The sequence below is a fragment of the Hyphomicrobium sp. B1 genome, from assembly GCF_049532635.1.
Taxonomy (GTDB): domain Bacteria; phylum Pseudomonadota; class Alphaproteobacteria; order Rhizobiales; family Hyphomicrobiaceae; genus Hyphomicrobium_B.
In genome coordinates, this window is record NZ_CP134871.1 from 1541201 (window position 1) to 1557016 (window position 15816).

The following is a 15816-nucleotide window of genomic DNA, read 5'->3' on the forward strand; positions in this document are numbered from 1 at the left end:
CCCTTAAGCGTGTCCGGCGTCGCTGACGAGATGTGAAAGATCAATCCCGATCTTGGCCAACGCCCGCGAGTATTTGCTCTCCAGGTCATCATCGAAAATGATGTCGGGATCGGCCGGGCAGTGCAGCCAGCCGTTCGCCTGCAGCTCCGTTTCGAGCTGCCCTGGCGACCAGCCCGCATAGCCGAGTGCCAGCAACGCCCGCTCCGGCCCGCGTCCCTGCGCGATGGCCTTCAGAATGTCGATGGTTGCCGTCAGGCAGACCCCCTGTTCGATCGCAAGCGTCGAATCTTCGGAGAAATAGTCGGAGCTGTGCAGCACGAACCCGCGCCCCGTCTCGACTGGTCCGCCGACCTGAATCGGCAGCGACAGCACCTCGCTCGTAATTTCGTCGTCAGGATCACGCGGAGAAATACCGAGCCGTTCGAGAAGATCGGGCGCTGTAATATGGTTGGCGCGTTGATTGATGATCAGCCCCATCGCGCCTTCGGCAGAATGCGCGCACATGTAAATGACCGAGCGCTGGAAGCGCTTGTCCGTCATCGACGGCATAGCGATGAGGAGCTGGCCTTCGAGCTTGATCTCTGAGCCGTCATCTGGGCTCAACTGTCGGCTGACCTTCATATTGTCCAGACTAACCTCATACAACGGCGGCGTGAAGATCTTTAAAGTCCGGCAAACCAGCATCTGGATCTGTAACGAGAGGCGATCCCGCCGCATATAAGGGCTCGTAGGGGTCGAACGAGAGCCCGGTCCGGGCCGACATGACAATGAATTTAAGCATTGGAAGGCGAGCGAGCGTGATCAGACTGGCTTTGGCATTCTTTCTACTGAGCGGCACGGCGGCATGGAGCGATGCCGGACCAGTTGCCTCCGACTGGTTTCGCGGCATGGACAATCAGGCGCGCCTGATTGCCGGACACGCCTCCCGCGATGGCAAGACGGCGCTCTACGCCGGCGTCGACGTTTCAATGCCCGGGGGCTGGAAAACCTATTGGCGCACACCGGGCGACGCGGGCGGCGTCCCACCCGATTTCGATTGGACAGGTTCCGATAATCTCGCCTCGGCGACGGTCCTTTATCCGGCACCGCACCGCATTCACGACAAGGCCGGCGACGTCGTCGGGTACAAGAACGCCGTGTTGTTCCCAGTTCTAGTGACGCCGAAAGACCCGAGCAAGCCCGTCACGCTCCAAGGCAAGGTTCAGTACGGCATCTGCAAGGACATTTGCATTCCCGCCGAAGCCGAGCTGCAACTCACCATTCCGCCGGACGTCGGTACCTCCGCAGAGCTGACGGCAAGTCTTGCGCGTGTGCCCGACAAAGCGGCGCGATCGGGCATCGACCCGACCCTGGCGTCCTGGCATCTGAATGACAGTGCGGGCAAGCCGAAGCTTATTCTCGATATCGCCAGCTCCGAGCTCAAGACTGCCGATGCCTTCGTCGAAGGGCCGGGAGGAATTTACGTTCCGTTGCCGAAACGCTCGGCCGATCAATCCGGCAAGGCGGTATTCGAGGTCGATCTGACCGACGGCGTCAACATCAAGGACCTCAAAGGCAAGCCGCTGACGGTCACGATGATCGACGCCAAAGGCCAGTCCGAGACGACGATTGTCCTTGAGAAGTAAGGCTTCCGGTCTACATAGAGGACCGGCCGACGAGGCCTGAAACGCAGAGGACATGCCCATGACGCTCAAGGTCGGTGATCGCCTGCCGGACGGAAAATTCACGGTGATGGGGCCAGACGGTCCACAGCCCAAAACAGTCGGCGAAATCTTCGCTGGCAAGAAAGTCGCGATGTTCGCGGTGCCGGGCGCTTATACGCCAACGTGCAGCAAGAGCCACATGCCGGGCTTTGTCGATCGAGTCGACGAGTTACACGCTAAGGGCATCGACACGATCGCCTGCACCGCCGTGAACGACGTGTTCGTCCTGACGAACTGGGCGAAGGACATGGGCGCGACCGGCAAGATCGAAATGCTTGCCGACGGTTCCGGCGATTTCGCTAAAGCCATCGGCCTTGAAATCGACCTCTCGAACTTCGGCCTGGGTCTGCGCTCGAAGCGTTACGCCATGCTGGTCGATGACGGCGTCGTCAAAGTTCTGAACGTCGAGGACTCGCCGCCCATCGCTGACAAATCGAGCGCCGCAACGCTCTGCTCGATGATCGACCGCTCAATCTGAGTTGTCGCCGGGGAGCTGCGAAGCTCCCCGGCGTTTGAACGGCGCCATTGCGAGGCGCGCCAATTCGTCGGCGCGCTCGTTTTCCGGATGCCCCGCGTGTCCCTTCAGCCAATGCCATGTGACGTGATGCTTGGCGCGCAGCGCGTCCAGTTCCTGCCACAGCTCGGCATTCTTGACGGGCTTCTTGTCGGCCGTCTTCCAGCCGTTCTTCTTCCAGCCGTGAATCCACGCCGTGATGCCCTGGCGCACGTAGTTGCTGTCGGTCCAGAGATCGACATCGCTTTTTCGCTTGAGGGCTTCGAGCGCCGAGATCGCGCCCTTCAACTCCATGCGATTGTTCGTCGTCAGCTTTTCGCCGCCGTTGATCTCTTTGCGGTGTGCGCCGGAAATGAGAATGGCGCCCCAGCCTCCGGGGCCGGGATTACCCGAGCAGGCGCCGTCGCTGTAGATTTGAACTTTCGGTCGTTGTTCGTCTGTCATGAAATCAATTGTGGTGCGTAGTCCGCGATGCTTCCGACCGATTGGTGGAATTTGAGCCGTCGGACATAGTCCGCGGGATCCTTGCGCGCAACGAGCGCGTCTTTCGGCGTGTTGAGCCAATCATAGCTGCGCGTCAGCAGAAAGCGCATCGCTGCGCCGCGCGCTAAGATCGGCATTGCGTCTCGTTCGCGATCGGTAAGCGGCCGAACGCTGTCATAGCCTTTCAGCAGGGCTGCGCCTTTTGCCGGTTCGAATGCCGATGCCGCATCGAAGCACCAGGCGTTGAGACAGACCGCGATGTCGTAAGCCAGCGCATCATCGCACGCGAAATAAAAATCGATGATCCCGGAAAGCTTGTCGTCGAGGAAGAAAACGTTGTCGGGAAAGAGATCGGCATGAATGACGCCATGCGGCAGATCCGTCGGCCATTTCTCTTCAAGGAAACGCAGCTCGGTCGCGATCAGCGCTCCAAGGCCCGGACAGATCTCTTCCGTCCGCTCTGCAAATTTGTCGTAGAGCGGCCGCCAGCCCGCAAGCCCCAGAGCGTTGGCGCGGTGCAAGGGAAAGTCCTCGCCCGCCAAGTGCATGCGCGCCAGCGCTTTGCCGAGCTCGAGACAATGCTCAACCTTCGGCCGTTTCGGCCACACGCCCTTAAGAAACGTGATGAGCACCGCATTGCGTCCGGCAAGCTCGTTGAGAACGTTGCCGTTCCGATCTCGAACCGGCAGCGGACACGTGACGCCGCGCGCGCACAGATGTTCCATCAGGCCGAGGAAGAACGGCAGATCGGCGACGTCGACGCGCTTTTCATAGAGCGTCAGAACGAACGTGCCGCCGGTCGTGTGCACCAGATAATTGGTGTTCTCGACGCCTTCCGCGATGCCCTTGAACGAAAGCAGCTTCCCGAGATCATACCCGGCGATAAAGCGCGCAAGCTCGTCGTCGCTGACTTCCGTATAGACCGCCATGTTCCTGTGCGCCGAATGGGAGCTAGTGCTGTTCGGCCGGAGCGCGAGCGACCCGGACCTCACGCGGCACATTGAAGACCACGCGCTCCTCGAGTGTCGTGACGATATCGATCGTCACATCATAGCGGTCGCGGAACGCTTCGACCACTTCTTCGACGATGACTTCCGGCGCCGATGCGCCTGCCGTGATTCCCACGGTCTCTGCGCCTTCGAGTTTGTCCCACGGAATGTCGGCCGCCCGCTCGACAAGGAACGAGAAGCGGCAACCGGCCCGCGACGCAACTTCGACAAGACGCAGCGAGTTCGAGCTTTTCGGGCCGCCGACCACTAGCAGTCCGTCGATCTGCGGAGCGAGCGCTTTAACAGCGTTCTGACGATTGGTCGTCGCGTAGCAGATGTCTTCCTTCACCGGGCCGCCGATGCCGGGAAAACGCGCCTTCAGCACGGCGACGATTTCAGCGGTGTCGTCGAGCGACAGCGTCGTTTGTGTGACATAGGCCAGATTGGATGCATCTTTCGGTGTGAACGCCTGTGCGTCGTCGACCGATTCGATGAGCGTAATCGCGCCTTGCGGCAGTTGCCCCAGCGTGCCGACCACTTCCGGGTGGCCAGCGTGTCCGACGAGAATGATTTCGCGGCCTTGCTCGTGGTGGCGGGCCGTTTCCATGTGAACTTTCGAAACCAGCGGACACGTCGCGTCGACGACAAACATGTTACGGCTGCGTGCCGCAGCAGGTATGGCCTTGCTCACACCGTGTGCTGAAAAGATCACGGGCTGTTCGGTATCTGGAATCTCATCCAGCTCTTTCACAAAAACGGCGCCTTTCGCCCGCAGGGAATCAACAACATAACGGTTGTGTACGATCTCATGACGGACGTAGACGGGGGCGCCGAATTTGGTCAAAGCCTGTTCTACAATTTGAATTGCGCGATCAACGCCGGCACAGAAGCCGCGCGGCGCAGCGAGAAGGATCTTGAGGGGCGGCTTTTTCACGGTCGCATTACTTTGGTTAAGGCCGGACATGGAAGAAAGACGTCCTCTATATTCGTTCGGCATGCATGAAAATGCATTTGGGGACCAGTGGCGTCGGATGCTACGGTGCTTTTCGGACAATACAAGGGGCCGGGGGTCCGAACCTCGGGGGACAGTGTTGCGCAACTGGGGTTATCGGCATCCTTTTAACAGGGATGTGACGTTGACGCGTCGCTTCTTTGCACCGACCGCCCGAATAATGGCAGCGGTGACGCTTGTTATGCCGCTTACGGCGCTTGGTGGCTGCGGCATGTCCTCGCTGACGTCCGGCCTCGGCGGCGGAATGTTCGGAGGCGGCTCTTCGGGAAATACCCAAGTCGCATCCGTCAACGAAGCCCAATTGCTCGACGCGGCCAAATCCAACGACACCAGCGCGACAGGAAGCACGTTCGTCGGCGATGTTGACGCCGGTTGCCCGCGTCTCGTCATCGCGCCGCATGACAACTACATCACTTTCTACGAAATCGGCCATGTCGGCGATGCGCTGGCCGTCGCACAGCGCGGCGAAATCACCAAGACGGCGCGCGAGTGCCAAGTCGAGCCCGGCCGCGTGACTGTGAAATATGGCTTCTCGGGCCGTGTGCTGCTGGGACCCAAAGGCCAGCCTGGCAACGTCACTTTGCCGATTACGGTGTCCGTCAACGATGGCAAGCGCACGCGCATTGCAACCGACAGCGTGAAGCTTGATGTCAACGTCGGCCTCGATAAGCCGATCAGCTATTTCTCGACCGTCCGCACTGTCACGTTCCCGATTGCTGAAGGCACGCGGCCTGGCGAGTATCAGCTCGTCGTCGGCTTCGACGGCAGAGCGCCAAGCTCCGGTTGATCCGTCAGCTGTCCGCTTTCCTCTAACCGAAATTCAAGCCAACAAAAAAGCCGAGCATAAAGCCCGGCTTTTAAACTTTCTGGCCGTCTGCGATTCGCTCAGTTGAGCTTGCCGCTGAGATCGCCAATCGATTGCGAAACCAGCGAGTCGCCGGTCGCGCCTGCTGCGCGCGTCTTCAGGATTTCGTGCGCCGCTGCGAGCGCCGTTTCCACGGCGACGGAGCGAACTTCGCCCAGGGCTTGTGCTTCGGCGCGTGCAATCTTGTCTTCAGCGATTTTCGAGCGCCGCTCCAGGCTCTCAGTGAGGGCCTTGCGAGATTCGCTTGCGAGCGCTTCCGCCTCGCGCTTGGCCTGCTCGATGATCGACTGAGCTTCAACCTCGGCTTCGCGGGCCTTGCGCTGATAGTCCATCAGCAGCGACTGCGCTTCTTCGCGAAGCTTACGCGCCTCATCGAGCTCCTTGCGGATGCTGTCGGCACGCTCGTCGAGCGCCTTCGCGACGACGCCCGGAACGCCATAGTAGACGAGCAGAGCAAGGAACGCCACGAAGGCGACAAGCACCCAGAAAAGCGGATTAGTTGGATCGAACATGGTCCTAAATCCTCAACTGCCCGCTACCGGACGCAACACCTTCTTCACGTCCTCGGCAGGAACATCCTGACCGATGAGCTTCTCGACGACGGCACGCGTCGTGTCCGTCGCGATATCGCCAATTGCCGACAGCGCCTTAGTCTTCGTTGCGGCGATGCGTGAATCGGCGTCGCGCAGCTTTCCTGCGATCTGCTCATCGACGCGGTGACGCTCGGCCTCCGTTTCGGCGGCGAGCTTCTCGCGCGTATCCTTGGCGATGCTCGAAGCGTTAGAACGAGCGTCGGCGAGCGCCTTTTCGTAGTCGGCGAGCGCCTTGTCGGTTTCGTCCTTCAGGCGTGCAGCAGCATCGAGATCGCGCTTGATCCGGTCCCGGCGCTCTTCGATCACTTCGCCGACGCGCGGAAGCGCGATCTTCGACATGACGAAAAACAAAGCCAGGAACGTTACGACGAGCCAGAAGAGCTGGGTCTCGAAGGTATGCGGATTGAGCTGCGGCAAGCCACCGGACTTGGCGGCTTCCTCGGCCGCCTCAGCGGCGACCGCGAACAGCATTGTCGTGCCGGCAAACATCATAGCCTCCGGTTGATCGGGCTTGGTTCAGTAGTCCCGGCCCAGTCTCAACCGTAGAGGATGATGAGCGCGATCAGAAGGCCGAAAAGGCCCGTCGCTTCAGCGAGAGCGAAGCCGATCAGCAGGTTTGTGAACTGCGAAGCAGCAGCCGACGGGTTGCGCAGCGCGCCCGAGAGGTAGTTGCCGAAGATGTTGCCGATGCCGATGCCGGCGCCGATGAGCGCGAAGCAGGCGAGGCCGGCGCCGATAAACTTGGCGGCTTGCGGATCCATTGGAGTATCTCCCTTTGTGTTCGGTTTTAGAGGTTTCAGATTGACAAGCAAAACAGGGCGCCGGCGGGTGGCCCGCCTTCGCCCTGAAATGTTCAATGGTGCATGTTGACCGCGTCGTTGAGGTAGATGCAGGTCAAAACCGTGAAGATGAACGCCTGCAGAAATGCAACGAGCAGTTCAAGACCCGTGAAAGCCACCATGAAGCCGGTGGGTGCGATCTTGCCCCACCAGGGCAGCAGCACCGCAAAGCCTGCAAAGACTTCGAGCATGGTGTGGCCCGCCATGATGTTGGCGAAGAGACGCACCGAGTGGCTGATCGGGCGGATAAGATAAGACGTCAGTTCGATCGGAATGATGATCGGCATGAGCCAGAGCGGCACGCCGGCCGGCGCGAACAATCTCAGATAGCCAACGCCATGCTTCCAGAAGCCGACGAACGTCGCCACGAGCCAGACCATGGCGGCCAGCGCGAACGTCACGATGATGTGGCTGGTGACGGCAAAGTTGCCTGGGATGAGGCCGAAGATATTGAGAACCAGGATGAAAATGAAGATCGTGAACACCCAGGGGAAGAACTTCATGCCTTCCTCGCCGATGTTCTCTTTCACCATGCCGGCGATGTATTCGTACGTCACTTCCGCCGTCGACTGGAGACGGGTCGGAACGAGCGCACGGCCGCGCATGGCATAGAGCAGGTAGCCGACAATGACCGCAAACGCGAGAACCATCATCAGCGATGAATTGGTGAACGAGATGTCGTGACCGAAAAGATCGAGATCAACGATCTTCGTGATCTCGAACTGCTCCATCGGACCATGATGTCCGGCGCCTTCAGCGGCCAAGGCCTACCCCCTAGTCTCTCTCATTCGTCGTCGTCATTTTTGACTGACGGCGCCGCCTTTTGTAGCGGTTCGTTTTTTGCCTGCGCCTCTTGAGCGGCGCGGACAACATTCAAAAGACCTGCCGCAAAGCCGATTATGACCATCACGATCATCAGCCAGGGCGCCGTGCCGAACTGCCTGTCCAGAAGCCAGCCAACGCCGCCGCCGAAAACGACGCCGACGATCAGCTCGGCCGCGAACTTGAAGGCGGCTCCATAGGCGGATTGATCTTGAGGTCCTCCGCCCGCCGATCGTTCAGCCTTTGCCTTCTGCGCTTTCAGCGCGTCAAGCTTCTGGCCAAGTTCCGCCGACCGCTTGCGAAACGCATCACGGTCTTCCGGGCTGATTTCGCCGCGTTCCGGACTTTGACCCTTGCCATCGGCTGACATGGCTCAAACCATCCAGATATTGCGGAAAACCGGCCGCTCAGGGAGATCGACGGCGCGGACCATAGTTAGGGGGTCTGGGGGTGTCAAGGAATTGGGCATAACGCTTTCTACCATGGGGGTACGGCGAAACCGCGCAGGCTTTTGCTGAACTATTTTCAGTCTGATCTGCAAGGGAAAGCCCTCGTCCGGCACAGTCCCCTGCGCAGACGAGGGCGCATTATTCTGAGGGCTTTTTGCGCAATGGTTAAGGGGTGGACGGATTTTGTGCAGGTGGGGTTGTCGTTGCCGGGGCAGTCTCGGGCGCGCCGCCGGCCCCTGGCTGGGCCGTAGCGGACGGAGGAGCCGCCTGCTGGGTGTTCTGGCTAGGGTTGCCGCCGGACGACGCATCGACCCTCGGTGGCGTCGCACGCCAGAAGCCGATGACAAGCACGACGCCTACCACCGTAGCCAGCACCATCGACGCGAGCAAAACCCGAAAGTTCATTTTGCGAGGGCTGCCTTGCCGCGCATCGGTCGGTGGAAGAGTGTCTCGGCGCGCGCGAGGATCTCGTTGTGGTTGCATAGGGCGGCTCCTTTCTCTTGATGAGACGGAACGCCCCCCTTATGCGACAGGTTCCCGCACGAGCGCGTGACCACGCGCGGTCCATGGGCCTTCGGAGCAGCCGCTCAATTAGGTGTGCTGTTCAGCTGGCTTCGCGGAAGCTCTGCGCGGTCTGCAGGTCGACGGAAACGAGCTGCGACACGCCTTTCTCGGCCATCGTCACGCCGAACAGCCGGTTCATCCGCGCCATCGTCATCGGATGGTGCGTGATGGTTAGGAACCGTGTCGCGGTCTCGGCCGCCATCTGCTCCATCAGACGGCAGAAGCGGTCGACGTTGGCGTCGTCGAGTGGCGCATCGACCTCGTCGAGCACGCAGATCGGCGACGGGTTTGTCAGGAATACCGCAAAGATCAGCGAAAGCGCCGTCAGCGTCTGCTCGCCTCCCGAAAGCAGCGATAGCGTCGCGGGCTTCTTGCCGGGCGGCTTGGCGATGATCTCAAGCCCACCCTCCAGTGGATCTTCTGGGCTCTCGATCATTTCGAGGCGCGCTTCGCCGCCACCGAAAAGATGCGTGAACAGCCGTTCGAAATGGCCGTTGACCGTCTGGAAGGCGCCATCCAACCGCGACTTGGCCTCGCGATTGAGCTGCTGGATCGCCTGGCGGAGTTTCGCGATGCCTTGTTCGAGGTCTTCCCGCTCGGCCACCAGGGTTTCGAGCTGTTTCGAAACTTCGGCCAGATCCTCGTCGGCCTGAAGGTTGACGCCGCCGAGCCGCTCGCGGTCGGCCTTAAGCTTCGCGAGCGACCGCTCGACGTCGATGAGCGCCGGAATGGACGAGGCCTCGGGGAACGCAGCCAACGCCAAGCAATCCTCCGGCGCGACTTCGAACGTCTCACGAATGTGGCGCGCCGCCTCTTGCCGTTTGTGTCGAGCGTTCTCAAGCCGCGTCTCGATCCGTGCCTTGGCTTCGCGCGCGCTTGACACGTCAGCCTGCGCCGACCGGAGAGCGTCCGTCGCAGTCTTGACGGCAGACTCCGCCGCCGCCAGCGCGTCGGCTGCTTCGCGCCGCTCTTGATCTGCCCGCGACAAGGCCGAAAGCAACGTTTCGCGCTGGGCCGCAATCTTTTCCGGCAGGTCCGCCGCAGCCGCGATCTCGTCGCGAGCCTCTTTCAGGCGCCTGCTGAGGCTTTCGACCTGCGCTTCGGCGCTCGCTTGCCGCCCCTTCCAGCGCGCGATCTCGGCATTCGAATGCCGGATGCGTTCGGCACGGATTTGCTTGTCGCGATCGAGGCTGCCAAGCCGGATGCGGGACTCTGAAACATCGCGCCGTGCCTGCTCGGCTTCGGCTTGCGCGGCCTTCAGCTGCGGTTCGAGATCTTCGCCCTCGTTCATCGTCACAATGTGGGCTTCGATCTCGACATGGCGCGCCTGCGCCGTGGTCAGTTCTTCATCTGCGCGCGCTCGTTGCGCAACAACGGCGGCGAGTTTCGTCTCGCTCTCGCGCTGAAGTTTTTCCAGCGCCGTGAGCTGCTGGCGGACCTGAGCGAGTTCGTTCTGCTTTTCGCGATAAAGCTGACGCAGCCTCCGCTCTTCCGCTTCAGCCTGCTGCGCGGCTGCCGCCGCCGCGCGTTCGGCTTCAATCGTGTCTTTGGCTTCGTTGAGCACCGCCTGCGCACGGCGGTCGAGTTCCGCCAGCCGGTTCTTGTGCGCGAGGCGCTGGGCGGCAGGCGTCACGCCGTCCGACGCTGCAACAAAACCGTCCCACCGCCATAGATCGCCCTCCGGTGAGACGAGCCGCTGGCCGGGCTTCAAATGCGGCTGCAGGCGCGCACCGTCTTCACGCTCGACGACGCCGATCTGCCGCAGCCGCCGCGTCAGTTCCAGCGGTGCTTCGACATGCATATCGAGCGGCTCGGCGTCGGCGGGAAGTGCATGATCTTCCGCCGGCAGATCGAGACGGCGCCAGTGCACCGCCGCTTCCGGATCGATTGGCGCTTCGAGATCGTCACCGAGTGCGGCACCGAGCGCGGCTTCATATCCGGGCGATACGCGAATGAAATCGACGGCTGGCGGATAAACGTCTTCGTCTCCGCGCGCGAGCAGCTTGGCAATCGTCTCGCGTTCCGTTGAAAAAGCATTGGCCGCGAGACGCACACGTTGAGCCTCGTCGCGGCGCGCTTTCGCTTCGACCTGTGAAGTCTTGACGGTCTCCTCGGCGGTGAGCGCATCGGCCTCGATCTTGCTGATCTCTTGCGCCAGCGCCTGTCCGCGCTGTGCCATGTCGGCAACTTTTTCGCCGTCCGGCGCCTTCGCGGTAAGATCGGCGATCTGCGCATCGAATGCCGTGATCTGCCGCATGATTTTGGCGACGACGTCTTTGCGCTCGCCAAGGGCCGCTTCGAGGCTCCTGAGCTTGGCACGGGCTTCCGCCGCACGATGCGTGATGTCGGCGAAATGTGCATCTGCTGCGGTCTGCCGGGCTTCGGCTGCCGCGAAGCGGGCTTTCTCCGCCGTCTCTTCGTCGATCGCCTTGCTGTCGGCGTCCTGGATTGCTTTGAGGTCGGCTTCGAGATGGACGAGCGTTTCCTTGGCTTCGTGAATGAAGCCTGTTTCGCGCGTCAAATCCGTGTCGAGCTGTTTTGCCCGCGCTTCGAGTTCTCGAGCCCGCTCGGTGGCCCGAGTTGCTTCGCGTTCGAGATTTTCCTGCTCGATTTTGAAACGCGCCAACGCCGCGCCTTTCACGGCTTCCGCTTCCCTGAGCGCCGGCAACGCTTCGCCGAAACGAAGTTCATCGTTGAGGGACTTCGCTTCAACTTCCGTCGCCGCACCGAGCCGCATCATGGCGTCGGCAAGTTGCGTCTCTTCGGCTTCAACGCTGTGCTGTGCGTCTTCCCACGTCAGATGCAGCGCCAGCGCTTCCTGCTGTCGGATCTCGGTTGAAAGCTCTTTATAGCGACGCGCTTGCCGCGCCTGCCGCTTCAGCGATTCCGTCTGCGATTGCAGTTGTCCCGCAACGTCGCTGACCCGCTCGATGTTGGCTTCGGCCGCCTTGAGCTTCAGCTCCGCCTCATGGCGGCGCGTGTGCAGACCCGCGATGCCTGCCGCATCTTCCAGAATGCGCCGCCGCTGTTCGGGCTTGGCATTGACGAGTTCGCCGATCTGCCCCTGCCGGACGAGCGCCGGCGAGCGCGATCCAGTCGCCGCGTCTTCGAACAGCACTTTGACGTCGCGCGCCCGTACTTCGCGTCCGTTGATGCGATAGGCTGAACCCGCCTCGCGCTCGATCCGCCGCGTAATCTCGATGACGTCGCTGCCGTTGAACTCGGCCGGAGCCTTCCGTGCGCTGTTGTCGAGGAACATCGTGACTTCGGCGCTTTGCCGTTCCGGCCGTCCGCCGCTGCCGGAAAAAATGACGTCGTCCATTGCGGCGGCACGCATCGACTTATGCGAGCTTTCGCCCATCACCCAGCGAAGCGCTTCGAGAAGGTTCGACTTTCCGCAACCGTTGGGACCGACGACGCCCGTCAAACCAGGCTCGATCACGAGTTCGGTCGCGTCCACGAAGGACTTGAAGCCGAGAAGCCTGAGCCGGGTGATTTTCATGTCGGTCGCGTCAGTCCTCGATGCCGGTATTGCCGTGCCTCAGGACCGTCGCGACGCGCCCCTCAGGGACTTGCCGAGGCCGTCGGCGTATTCTGCGGCCGGGTCGCCTGTTCGACGTAATCGGCGATTTCGGCAATCGTCAGCTCTTTCTTGATGAGCTTGGTGCCGATGAAAAAATTCGGCGTTCCGATGATGCCGAGCTTGCGCCCACGATCCTTAACCCACTTCAACTTGGCGATCATGTCTTGATTCTGCAGACAAGCGTCAAACTGCGGGCGAGTCATCCCCACTTGTTTAGCGACCGCGTAGATGGCATCGAGCCGCACCTCTAGGCTTACCCAGGAAGGCTGCTGCTCAAGAAATTTCCCGTAGAGTTCCAGATACTTGTCAGGTGGCGCGCAACGCAGGGCAATGGTAGCGTTGCCGGAGCTTTTGCCGATCGGGAATTCCCGCAGAATATACCGCACGCGGCCTGTATCGATGAACCGCCGCTTGAGCTCCGGATATACCGTCAAATGGAAGTTCCGGCAGTGCGGGCACGTCAGCGAGGCGTATTGCACGATCGTGACCGGCGCATCCGGCCGCCCCCAGCTCATTTCCGGGAGCGGGCTCGGTGCCATGATGTCGGCAATCGTCGGGTTCTGGATAACCTGTCGCCCGGTGGTCGAAGCCGTGGCCGTCGGATCGCTAAACGGCGTCGGCATACCGTCATCCGGCGTATCCGAGCTTGTCGATGGATAAGCACCGAGGCCGCTGCTATCGGACGAGATGCTTGCCGTCGCCGGTGACAGCGACGGCAGTGTCGAACCGCACCCTGCGAGCCAGCCGGTCAACAGCAGGGCGGCAGCAAGTTTGAGCGGTCGAGCGACAGACATTTGATTTCCCGGTTACTTCCCCGCCAGCAGCGGTTCGAGCACCTTATCAAATGCTTCCATCGTTGGCGCTTCTTGCAGCTTCTTGCCGTTGATAAAGAAGGTCGGTGTGGCATTGACGCCGAACGTCTCGCTGGCGCGCGACCGCTCGGCCGTGATCGCGTCAAGAAGTTTCTGATCTGTCAGACACTTATCGAAGCTCTCCTGCGTGAAGCCGGCCTGCTTGGCAATGTCGAACAGCTTCGGCACCGGGCTGCCTCCGGTGAACGCCCAATCCGACTGTTTTTCATAGAACGTCTCGATCATCGGCAGGGCTTTGTCTTTGCCTGCGCAGCGCGCCAGCATCGAAACGGCGGCGGCGAGATTATCGAGCGGGAAATCACGGAAGATGTACCGGACCTTACCCGTATCGATGTACTTCTTCTTGAAAGGCTCGAAGACTTCGTTGGTGAAGTGCGCGCAGTGTGGGCACGTCATCGACGCGTATTCGACGACCGTGACTTTGGCATCCGCCGAGCCGAGGGACAATTCGTCGAGCCCGTCCGGGGCCTTCATCAGTTCGGCGACCGGAACTTCTGCCGGGCCGTCTTTGCGCTGCGCGAAGCTCGGCTCGGCGCTCGTAAACGCAACGCCGACGACGGCCGCCAAAGCGAGCAGGCCTGGAATGATTTTTTTGAACGTGTTCAAGGTCCCAACTCCTCTGGGAATGCATCTCGCAACAGAATGGCGGTAAAAGAACGTCCGCCAGAAACCGTTCCGGCGCCCGAATAAGCCCAATCCCGGGTGAATAGCAACCGAACGGAGCGATCAACACTATGGGAAACTGGCCGTCTCAGCGCGCGCTCGCCGCCGCGACACTTCTGCCGAGCGTCTGCAACGCCGTGTCGAAATCCCCCGACGCCGGGAGCACGGGTTCTTTTCGTTCGCTTTGAGCGATTAAGTCCTTGGCCGCAATCGGCTCTTCCATCCGCGGGACCTGCCGGATCTTGATCTGGGCAATGGCGCGATAACCGAAATACCGATTGATCCGGTCGATGATTTCCCCATGCCGGTAGGAAACATCCAGTGCAAACGCCGGGTCCGTCGCGACAATCAGCGTCGCGCCAGAGCTGCGGCCCTCGTCGTCGGCATCCACCGGCGCTTTGCCGCCCCGCGGCCATTTGATCGAGTCCGGTCGTGTCAGCCGGGCAAGGTCCTTCCCGACGATCGTCTCCCACGACGACATGATCTCGGCGCTGTGGAAGCCGAATTTCTGGAATACGGCCGATGTCACCTTGGGCACGAACGCGCCCACCGCTTTCGCGAACACACCTTTGGCCGGGCGCGTATCCGCCGGCAGCGCCTTCATCTGGGCTGTGGGTTCATAGTCTGACAACGGCGTTTCCCCCGCCTGGCGGTCTTGTGGTGACGTATAGGACAGATACCATTGTCGATGCGATTCGAGCTTCCCGCGCAACCGGAGACGCCAAGCGCATGGGCGCGGTCCAGGAAAATATCGCCGAGCGACGAAAGCAGCAGCAGCTTCCGCTGCGGCCCGCCGGTCCGTTGACGGTCAAGGCTCTTCTTGACTGGTACGCGGCCGAGAGGCGCGACCTGCCGTGGCGCTACGGCCCCCGCAAGGCCGCCGACCCTTATCGCGTCTGGCTATCGGAAATCATGCTGCAGCAGACGACGGTGAAGGCGGTCGTCCCGTATTTCCAGAAATTCGTCGCCCGCTGGCCGACCGTCACCGCCCTTGCGGCTGCCCCTCTCGAAGAGGTCCTGCAGCAATGGGCGGGCCTCGGCTACTATTCCCGCGCTCGCAACTTGAAAGCCTGCGCCGACGTGGTGGTACGCGATTACGACGGCGCGTTTCCCCGCGCTGAGATCGAGCTTCTGAAGCTCCCCGGCATTGGCCCCTATACCGCCGCGGCCATATCGGCGATCGCATTCGGCGAAAAAGCGACGCCGGTTGACGGCAACGTCGAGCGGGTGGTGTCGCGCCTGTTCGCTGTAAGGCAGCCCTTGCCCACCGCCAAGCCCGAGATCCGCAGGCTCGCTGCAACGCTTACGCCGCAGCGCCGGGCGGGAGACTTCGCCCAGGCGATGATGGACTTAGGCGCTGAAATCTGCACGCCGAAAAAACCTTCGTGCCTCGTCTGCCCGGTGCAGCAGGATTGCGCCGCGAGCGCTCAGAACCTCGCCGAGCTGCTGCCGCTGAAAGCCGCGAAGACGGCGCGCCCCTCACGCTATGGCATCGCGTTTCTTGTGCAGCGGGAGGACGGCGCAGTGCTGCTGCGCCAGCGTCCCGAGGCGGGCCTGCTCGGCGGCATGCTCGAAGTGCCCTCGACCGCGTGGGGAGACGCGCTGCCGACCAAGACGCAAGCGATGCGTTCGGCGCCCGTTTCGGCGTCATGGATGCCGGTGCCGGGTACAGTCGTGCACGTCTTCACCCACTTTCGTCTGGAACTCGTCGTCTACCGCGCGCTCGTGTCGGTCGACGCCGGCTTCACGCTCTGGGCTGAGCCGGAGCGCTGCCGCTGGGTCCATCGTCGCGATCTTCACGGTCAAGCGCTGCCGAGCGTGATGAAAAAAATCATCGCGCACGGCCTTGCCGACAACTGAAGCGC

The 15816-nt window shown here is 61.5% G+C and carries 18 protein-coding genes; 4 read left to right on the forward strand and 14 right to left on the reverse strand.

The genetic code is table 11. From position 1 onward, the window contains the following. Nucleotides 1–3: 3 nt before the first annotated feature. Nucleotides 4–621: a YqgE/AlgH family protein gene (locus RLW55_RS07525; RefSeq protein WP_024276502.1), complete on the reverse strand. Its 618-nt coding sequence runs from the start codon at nt 619–621 to the stop codon at nt 4–6. A gap of 176 nt (nt 622–797) precedes the next feature. On the opposite strand from RLW55_RS07525, the gene RLW55_RS07530 reads away from it, so the two are divergent. Beyond that, entirely contained in the window at nt 798–1625 is an 828-nt protein-coding gene (locus RLW55_RS07530; protein WP_423416026.1) for a protein-disulfide reductase DsbD domain-containing protein, read from the forward strand. 58 nt (nt 1626–1683) lie between these two features. Continuing rightward, nucleotides 1684–2181: a peroxiredoxin gene (locus RLW55_RS07535; RefSeq protein ID WP_013949771.1), complete on the forward strand. Its 498-nt coding sequence runs from the start codon at nt 1684–1686 to the stop codon at nt 2179–2181. Here the strand turns inward: RLW55_RS07535 and rnhA are convergent. From rnhA to ispH, 3 genes are read right to left on the reverse strand one after another with little or no spacing between them, the layout of a single operon-like run. Further along, nucleotides 2173–2661, reverse strand: coding sequence for a ribonuclease HI (gene rnhA, locus RLW55_RS07540; RefSeq protein ID WP_423416027.1), 489 nt, complete (start codon nt 2659–2661; stop codon nt 2173–2175). The genes RLW55_RS07535 and rnhA overlap by 9 nt on opposite strands. Beyond that, a complete protein-coding gene (locus RLW55_RS07545) occupies nt 2658–3629 on the reverse strand; it encodes a homoserine kinase (protein WP_423416028.1) in 972 nt (323 codons plus the stop codon). The genes rnhA and RLW55_RS07545 overlap by 4 nt, the downstream gene beginning before the upstream one ends. A gap of 22 nt (nt 3630–3651) precedes the next feature. Continuing rightward, nucleotides 3652–4653, reverse strand: a complete 1002-nt coding sequence (gene ispH, locus RLW55_RS07550) for a 4-hydroxy-3-methylbut-2-enyl diphosphate reductase (protein WP_423416029.1) — start codon at nt 4651–4653, stop codon at nt 3652–3654. A gap of 172 nt (nt 4654–4825) precedes the next feature. Here ispH and RLW55_RS07555 point away from each other — a divergent pair, with 172 nt between their 5' ends. Continuing rightward, complete coding sequence (locus RLW55_RS07555) at nt 4826–5488, forward strand: hypothetical protein (RefSeq protein ID WP_409561228.1); 663 nt, start codon at nt 4826–4828, stop codon at nt 5486–5488. Nucleotides 5489–5586: 98 nt separating this feature from the next. Here RLW55_RS07555 and RLW55_RS07560 read toward each other — a convergent pair whose 3' ends face one another. From RLW55_RS07560 to RLW55_RS07605, 10 genes are all read right to left on the reverse strand, one after another. After that, nucleotides 5587–6078: a F0F1 ATP synthase subunit B gene (locus RLW55_RS07560; protein WP_409561227.1), complete on the reverse strand. Its 492-nt coding sequence runs from the start codon at nt 6076–6078 to the stop codon at nt 5587–5589. Between the two features lie 12 nt (nt 6079–6090). Further along, a complete protein-coding gene (locus RLW55_RS07565) occupies nt 6091–6651 on the reverse strand; it encodes a F0F1 ATP synthase subunit B' (RefSeq protein ID WP_414464075.1) in 561 nt (186 codons plus the stop codon). 44 nt (nt 6652–6695) lie between these two features. After that, nucleotides 6696–6920, reverse strand: a complete 225-nt coding sequence (locus RLW55_RS07570) for a F0F1 ATP synthase subunit C (protein WP_013949763.1) — start codon at nt 6918–6920, stop codon at nt 6696–6698. A gap of 92 nt (nt 6921–7012) precedes the next feature. Beyond that, nucleotides 7013–7762: a F0F1 ATP synthase subunit A gene (locus tag RLW55_RS07575; RefSeq protein ID WP_013949762.1), complete on the reverse strand. Its 750-nt coding sequence runs from the start codon at nt 7760–7762 to the stop codon at nt 7013–7015. Between the two features lie 20 nt (nt 7763–7782). Beyond that, nucleotides 7783–8190 carry an AtpZ/AtpI family protein gene (locus tag RLW55_RS07580; protein ID WP_013949761.1) on the reverse strand — a complete coding sequence of 136 codons (408 nt, stop codon included), beginning with the start codon at nt 8188–8190 and terminating at the stop codon, nt 7783–7785. Nucleotides 8191–8434: 244 nt separating this feature from the next. Next, nucleotides 8435–8674, reverse strand: a complete 240-nt coding sequence (locus RLW55_RS07585; protein ID WP_414464074.1) for a hypothetical protein — start codon at nt 8672–8674, stop codon at nt 8435–8437. Between the two features lie 199 nt (nt 8675–8873). Continuing rightward, nucleotides 8874–12335, reverse strand: coding sequence for a chromosome segregation protein SMC (gene smc, locus RLW55_RS07590; protein WP_423416030.1), 3462 nt, complete (start codon nt 12333–12335; stop codon nt 8874–8876). Between the two features lie 62 nt (nt 12336–12397). Beyond that, nucleotides 12398–13210 (reverse strand): DsbA family protein, encoded by an 813-nt coding sequence (locus tag RLW55_RS07595; RefSeq protein ID WP_409561224.1) that lies wholly within the window; start codon nt 13208–13210, stop codon nt 12398–12400. Nucleotides 13211–13222: 12 nt separating this feature from the next. Continuing rightward, nucleotides 13223–13894: a DsbA family protein gene (locus RLW55_RS07600; RefSeq protein ID WP_409561223.1), complete on the reverse strand. Its 672-nt coding sequence runs from the start codon at nt 13892–13894 to the stop codon at nt 13223–13225. Between the two features lie 145 nt (nt 13895–14039). After that, nucleotides 14040–14582 (reverse strand): DUF721 domain-containing protein, encoded by a 543-nt coding sequence (locus RLW55_RS07605; RefSeq protein ID WP_409561222.1) that lies wholly within the window; start codon nt 14580–14582, stop codon nt 14040–14042. A gap of 98 nt (nt 14583–14680) precedes the next feature. On the opposite strand from RLW55_RS07605, the gene mutY reads away from it, so the two are divergent. Next, nucleotides 14681–15811: an A/G-specific adenine glycosylase gene (gene mutY, locus RLW55_RS07610; protein ID WP_423416391.1), complete on the forward strand. Its 1131-nt coding sequence runs from the start codon at nt 14681–14683 to the stop codon at nt 15809–15811. The last annotated feature ends 5 nt before the right edge of the window (nt 15812–15816 follow it).

Coding starts and splice junctions, on each gene's coding strand:
- RLW55_RS07525 (WP_024276502.1), bottom strand. CDS start 621: ATGAAGGTCAGCCGACAGTTGAGCCCAGATGACGGCTCAGAGATCAAG.
- RLW55_RS07535 (WP_013949771.1), top strand. CDS start 1,684: ATGACGCTCAAGGTCGGTGATCGCCTGCCGGACGGAAAATTCACGGTG.
- rnhA (WP_423416027.1), bottom strand. CDS start 2,661: ATGACAGACGAACAACGACCGAAAGTTCAAATCTACAGCGACGGCGCC.
- RLW55_RS07545 (WP_423416028.1), bottom strand. CDS start 3,629: ATGGCGGTCTATACGGAAGTCAGCGACGACGAGCTTGCGCGCTTTATC.
- ispH (WP_423416029.1), bottom strand. CDS start 4,653: ATGTCCGGCCTTAACCAAAGTAATGCGACCGTGAAAAAGCCGCCCCTC.
- RLW55_RS07560 (WP_409561227.1), bottom strand. CDS start 6,078: ATGTTCGATCCAACTAATCCGCTTTTCTGGGTGCTTGTCGCCTTCGTG.
- RLW55_RS07565 (WP_414464075.1), bottom strand. CDS start 6,651: ATGATGTTTGCCGGCACGACAATGCTGTTCGCGGTCGCCGCTGAGGCG.
- RLW55_RS07570 (WP_013949763.1), bottom strand. CDS start 6,920: ATGGATCCGCAAGCCGCCAAGTTTATCGGCGCCGGCCTCGCCTGCTTC.
- RLW55_RS07580 (WP_013949761.1), bottom strand. CDS start 8,190: ATGTCAGCCGATGGCAAGGGTCAAAGTCCGGAACGCGGCGAAATCAGC.
- RLW55_RS07585 (WP_414464074.1), bottom strand. CDS start 8,674: ATGAACTTTCGGGTTTTGCTCGCGTCGATGGTGCTGGCTACGGTGGTA.
- smc (WP_423416030.1), bottom strand. CDS start 12,335: ATGAAAATCACCCGGCTCAGGCTTCTCGGCTTCAAGTCCTTCGTGGAC.
- RLW55_RS07595 (WP_409561224.1), bottom strand. CDS start 13,210: ATGTCTGTCGCTCGACCGCTCAAACTTGCTGCCGCCCTGCTGTTGACC.
- mutY (WP_423416391.1), top strand. CDS start 14,681: ATGGGCGCGGTCCAGGAAAATATCGCCGAGCGACGAAAGCAGCAGCAG.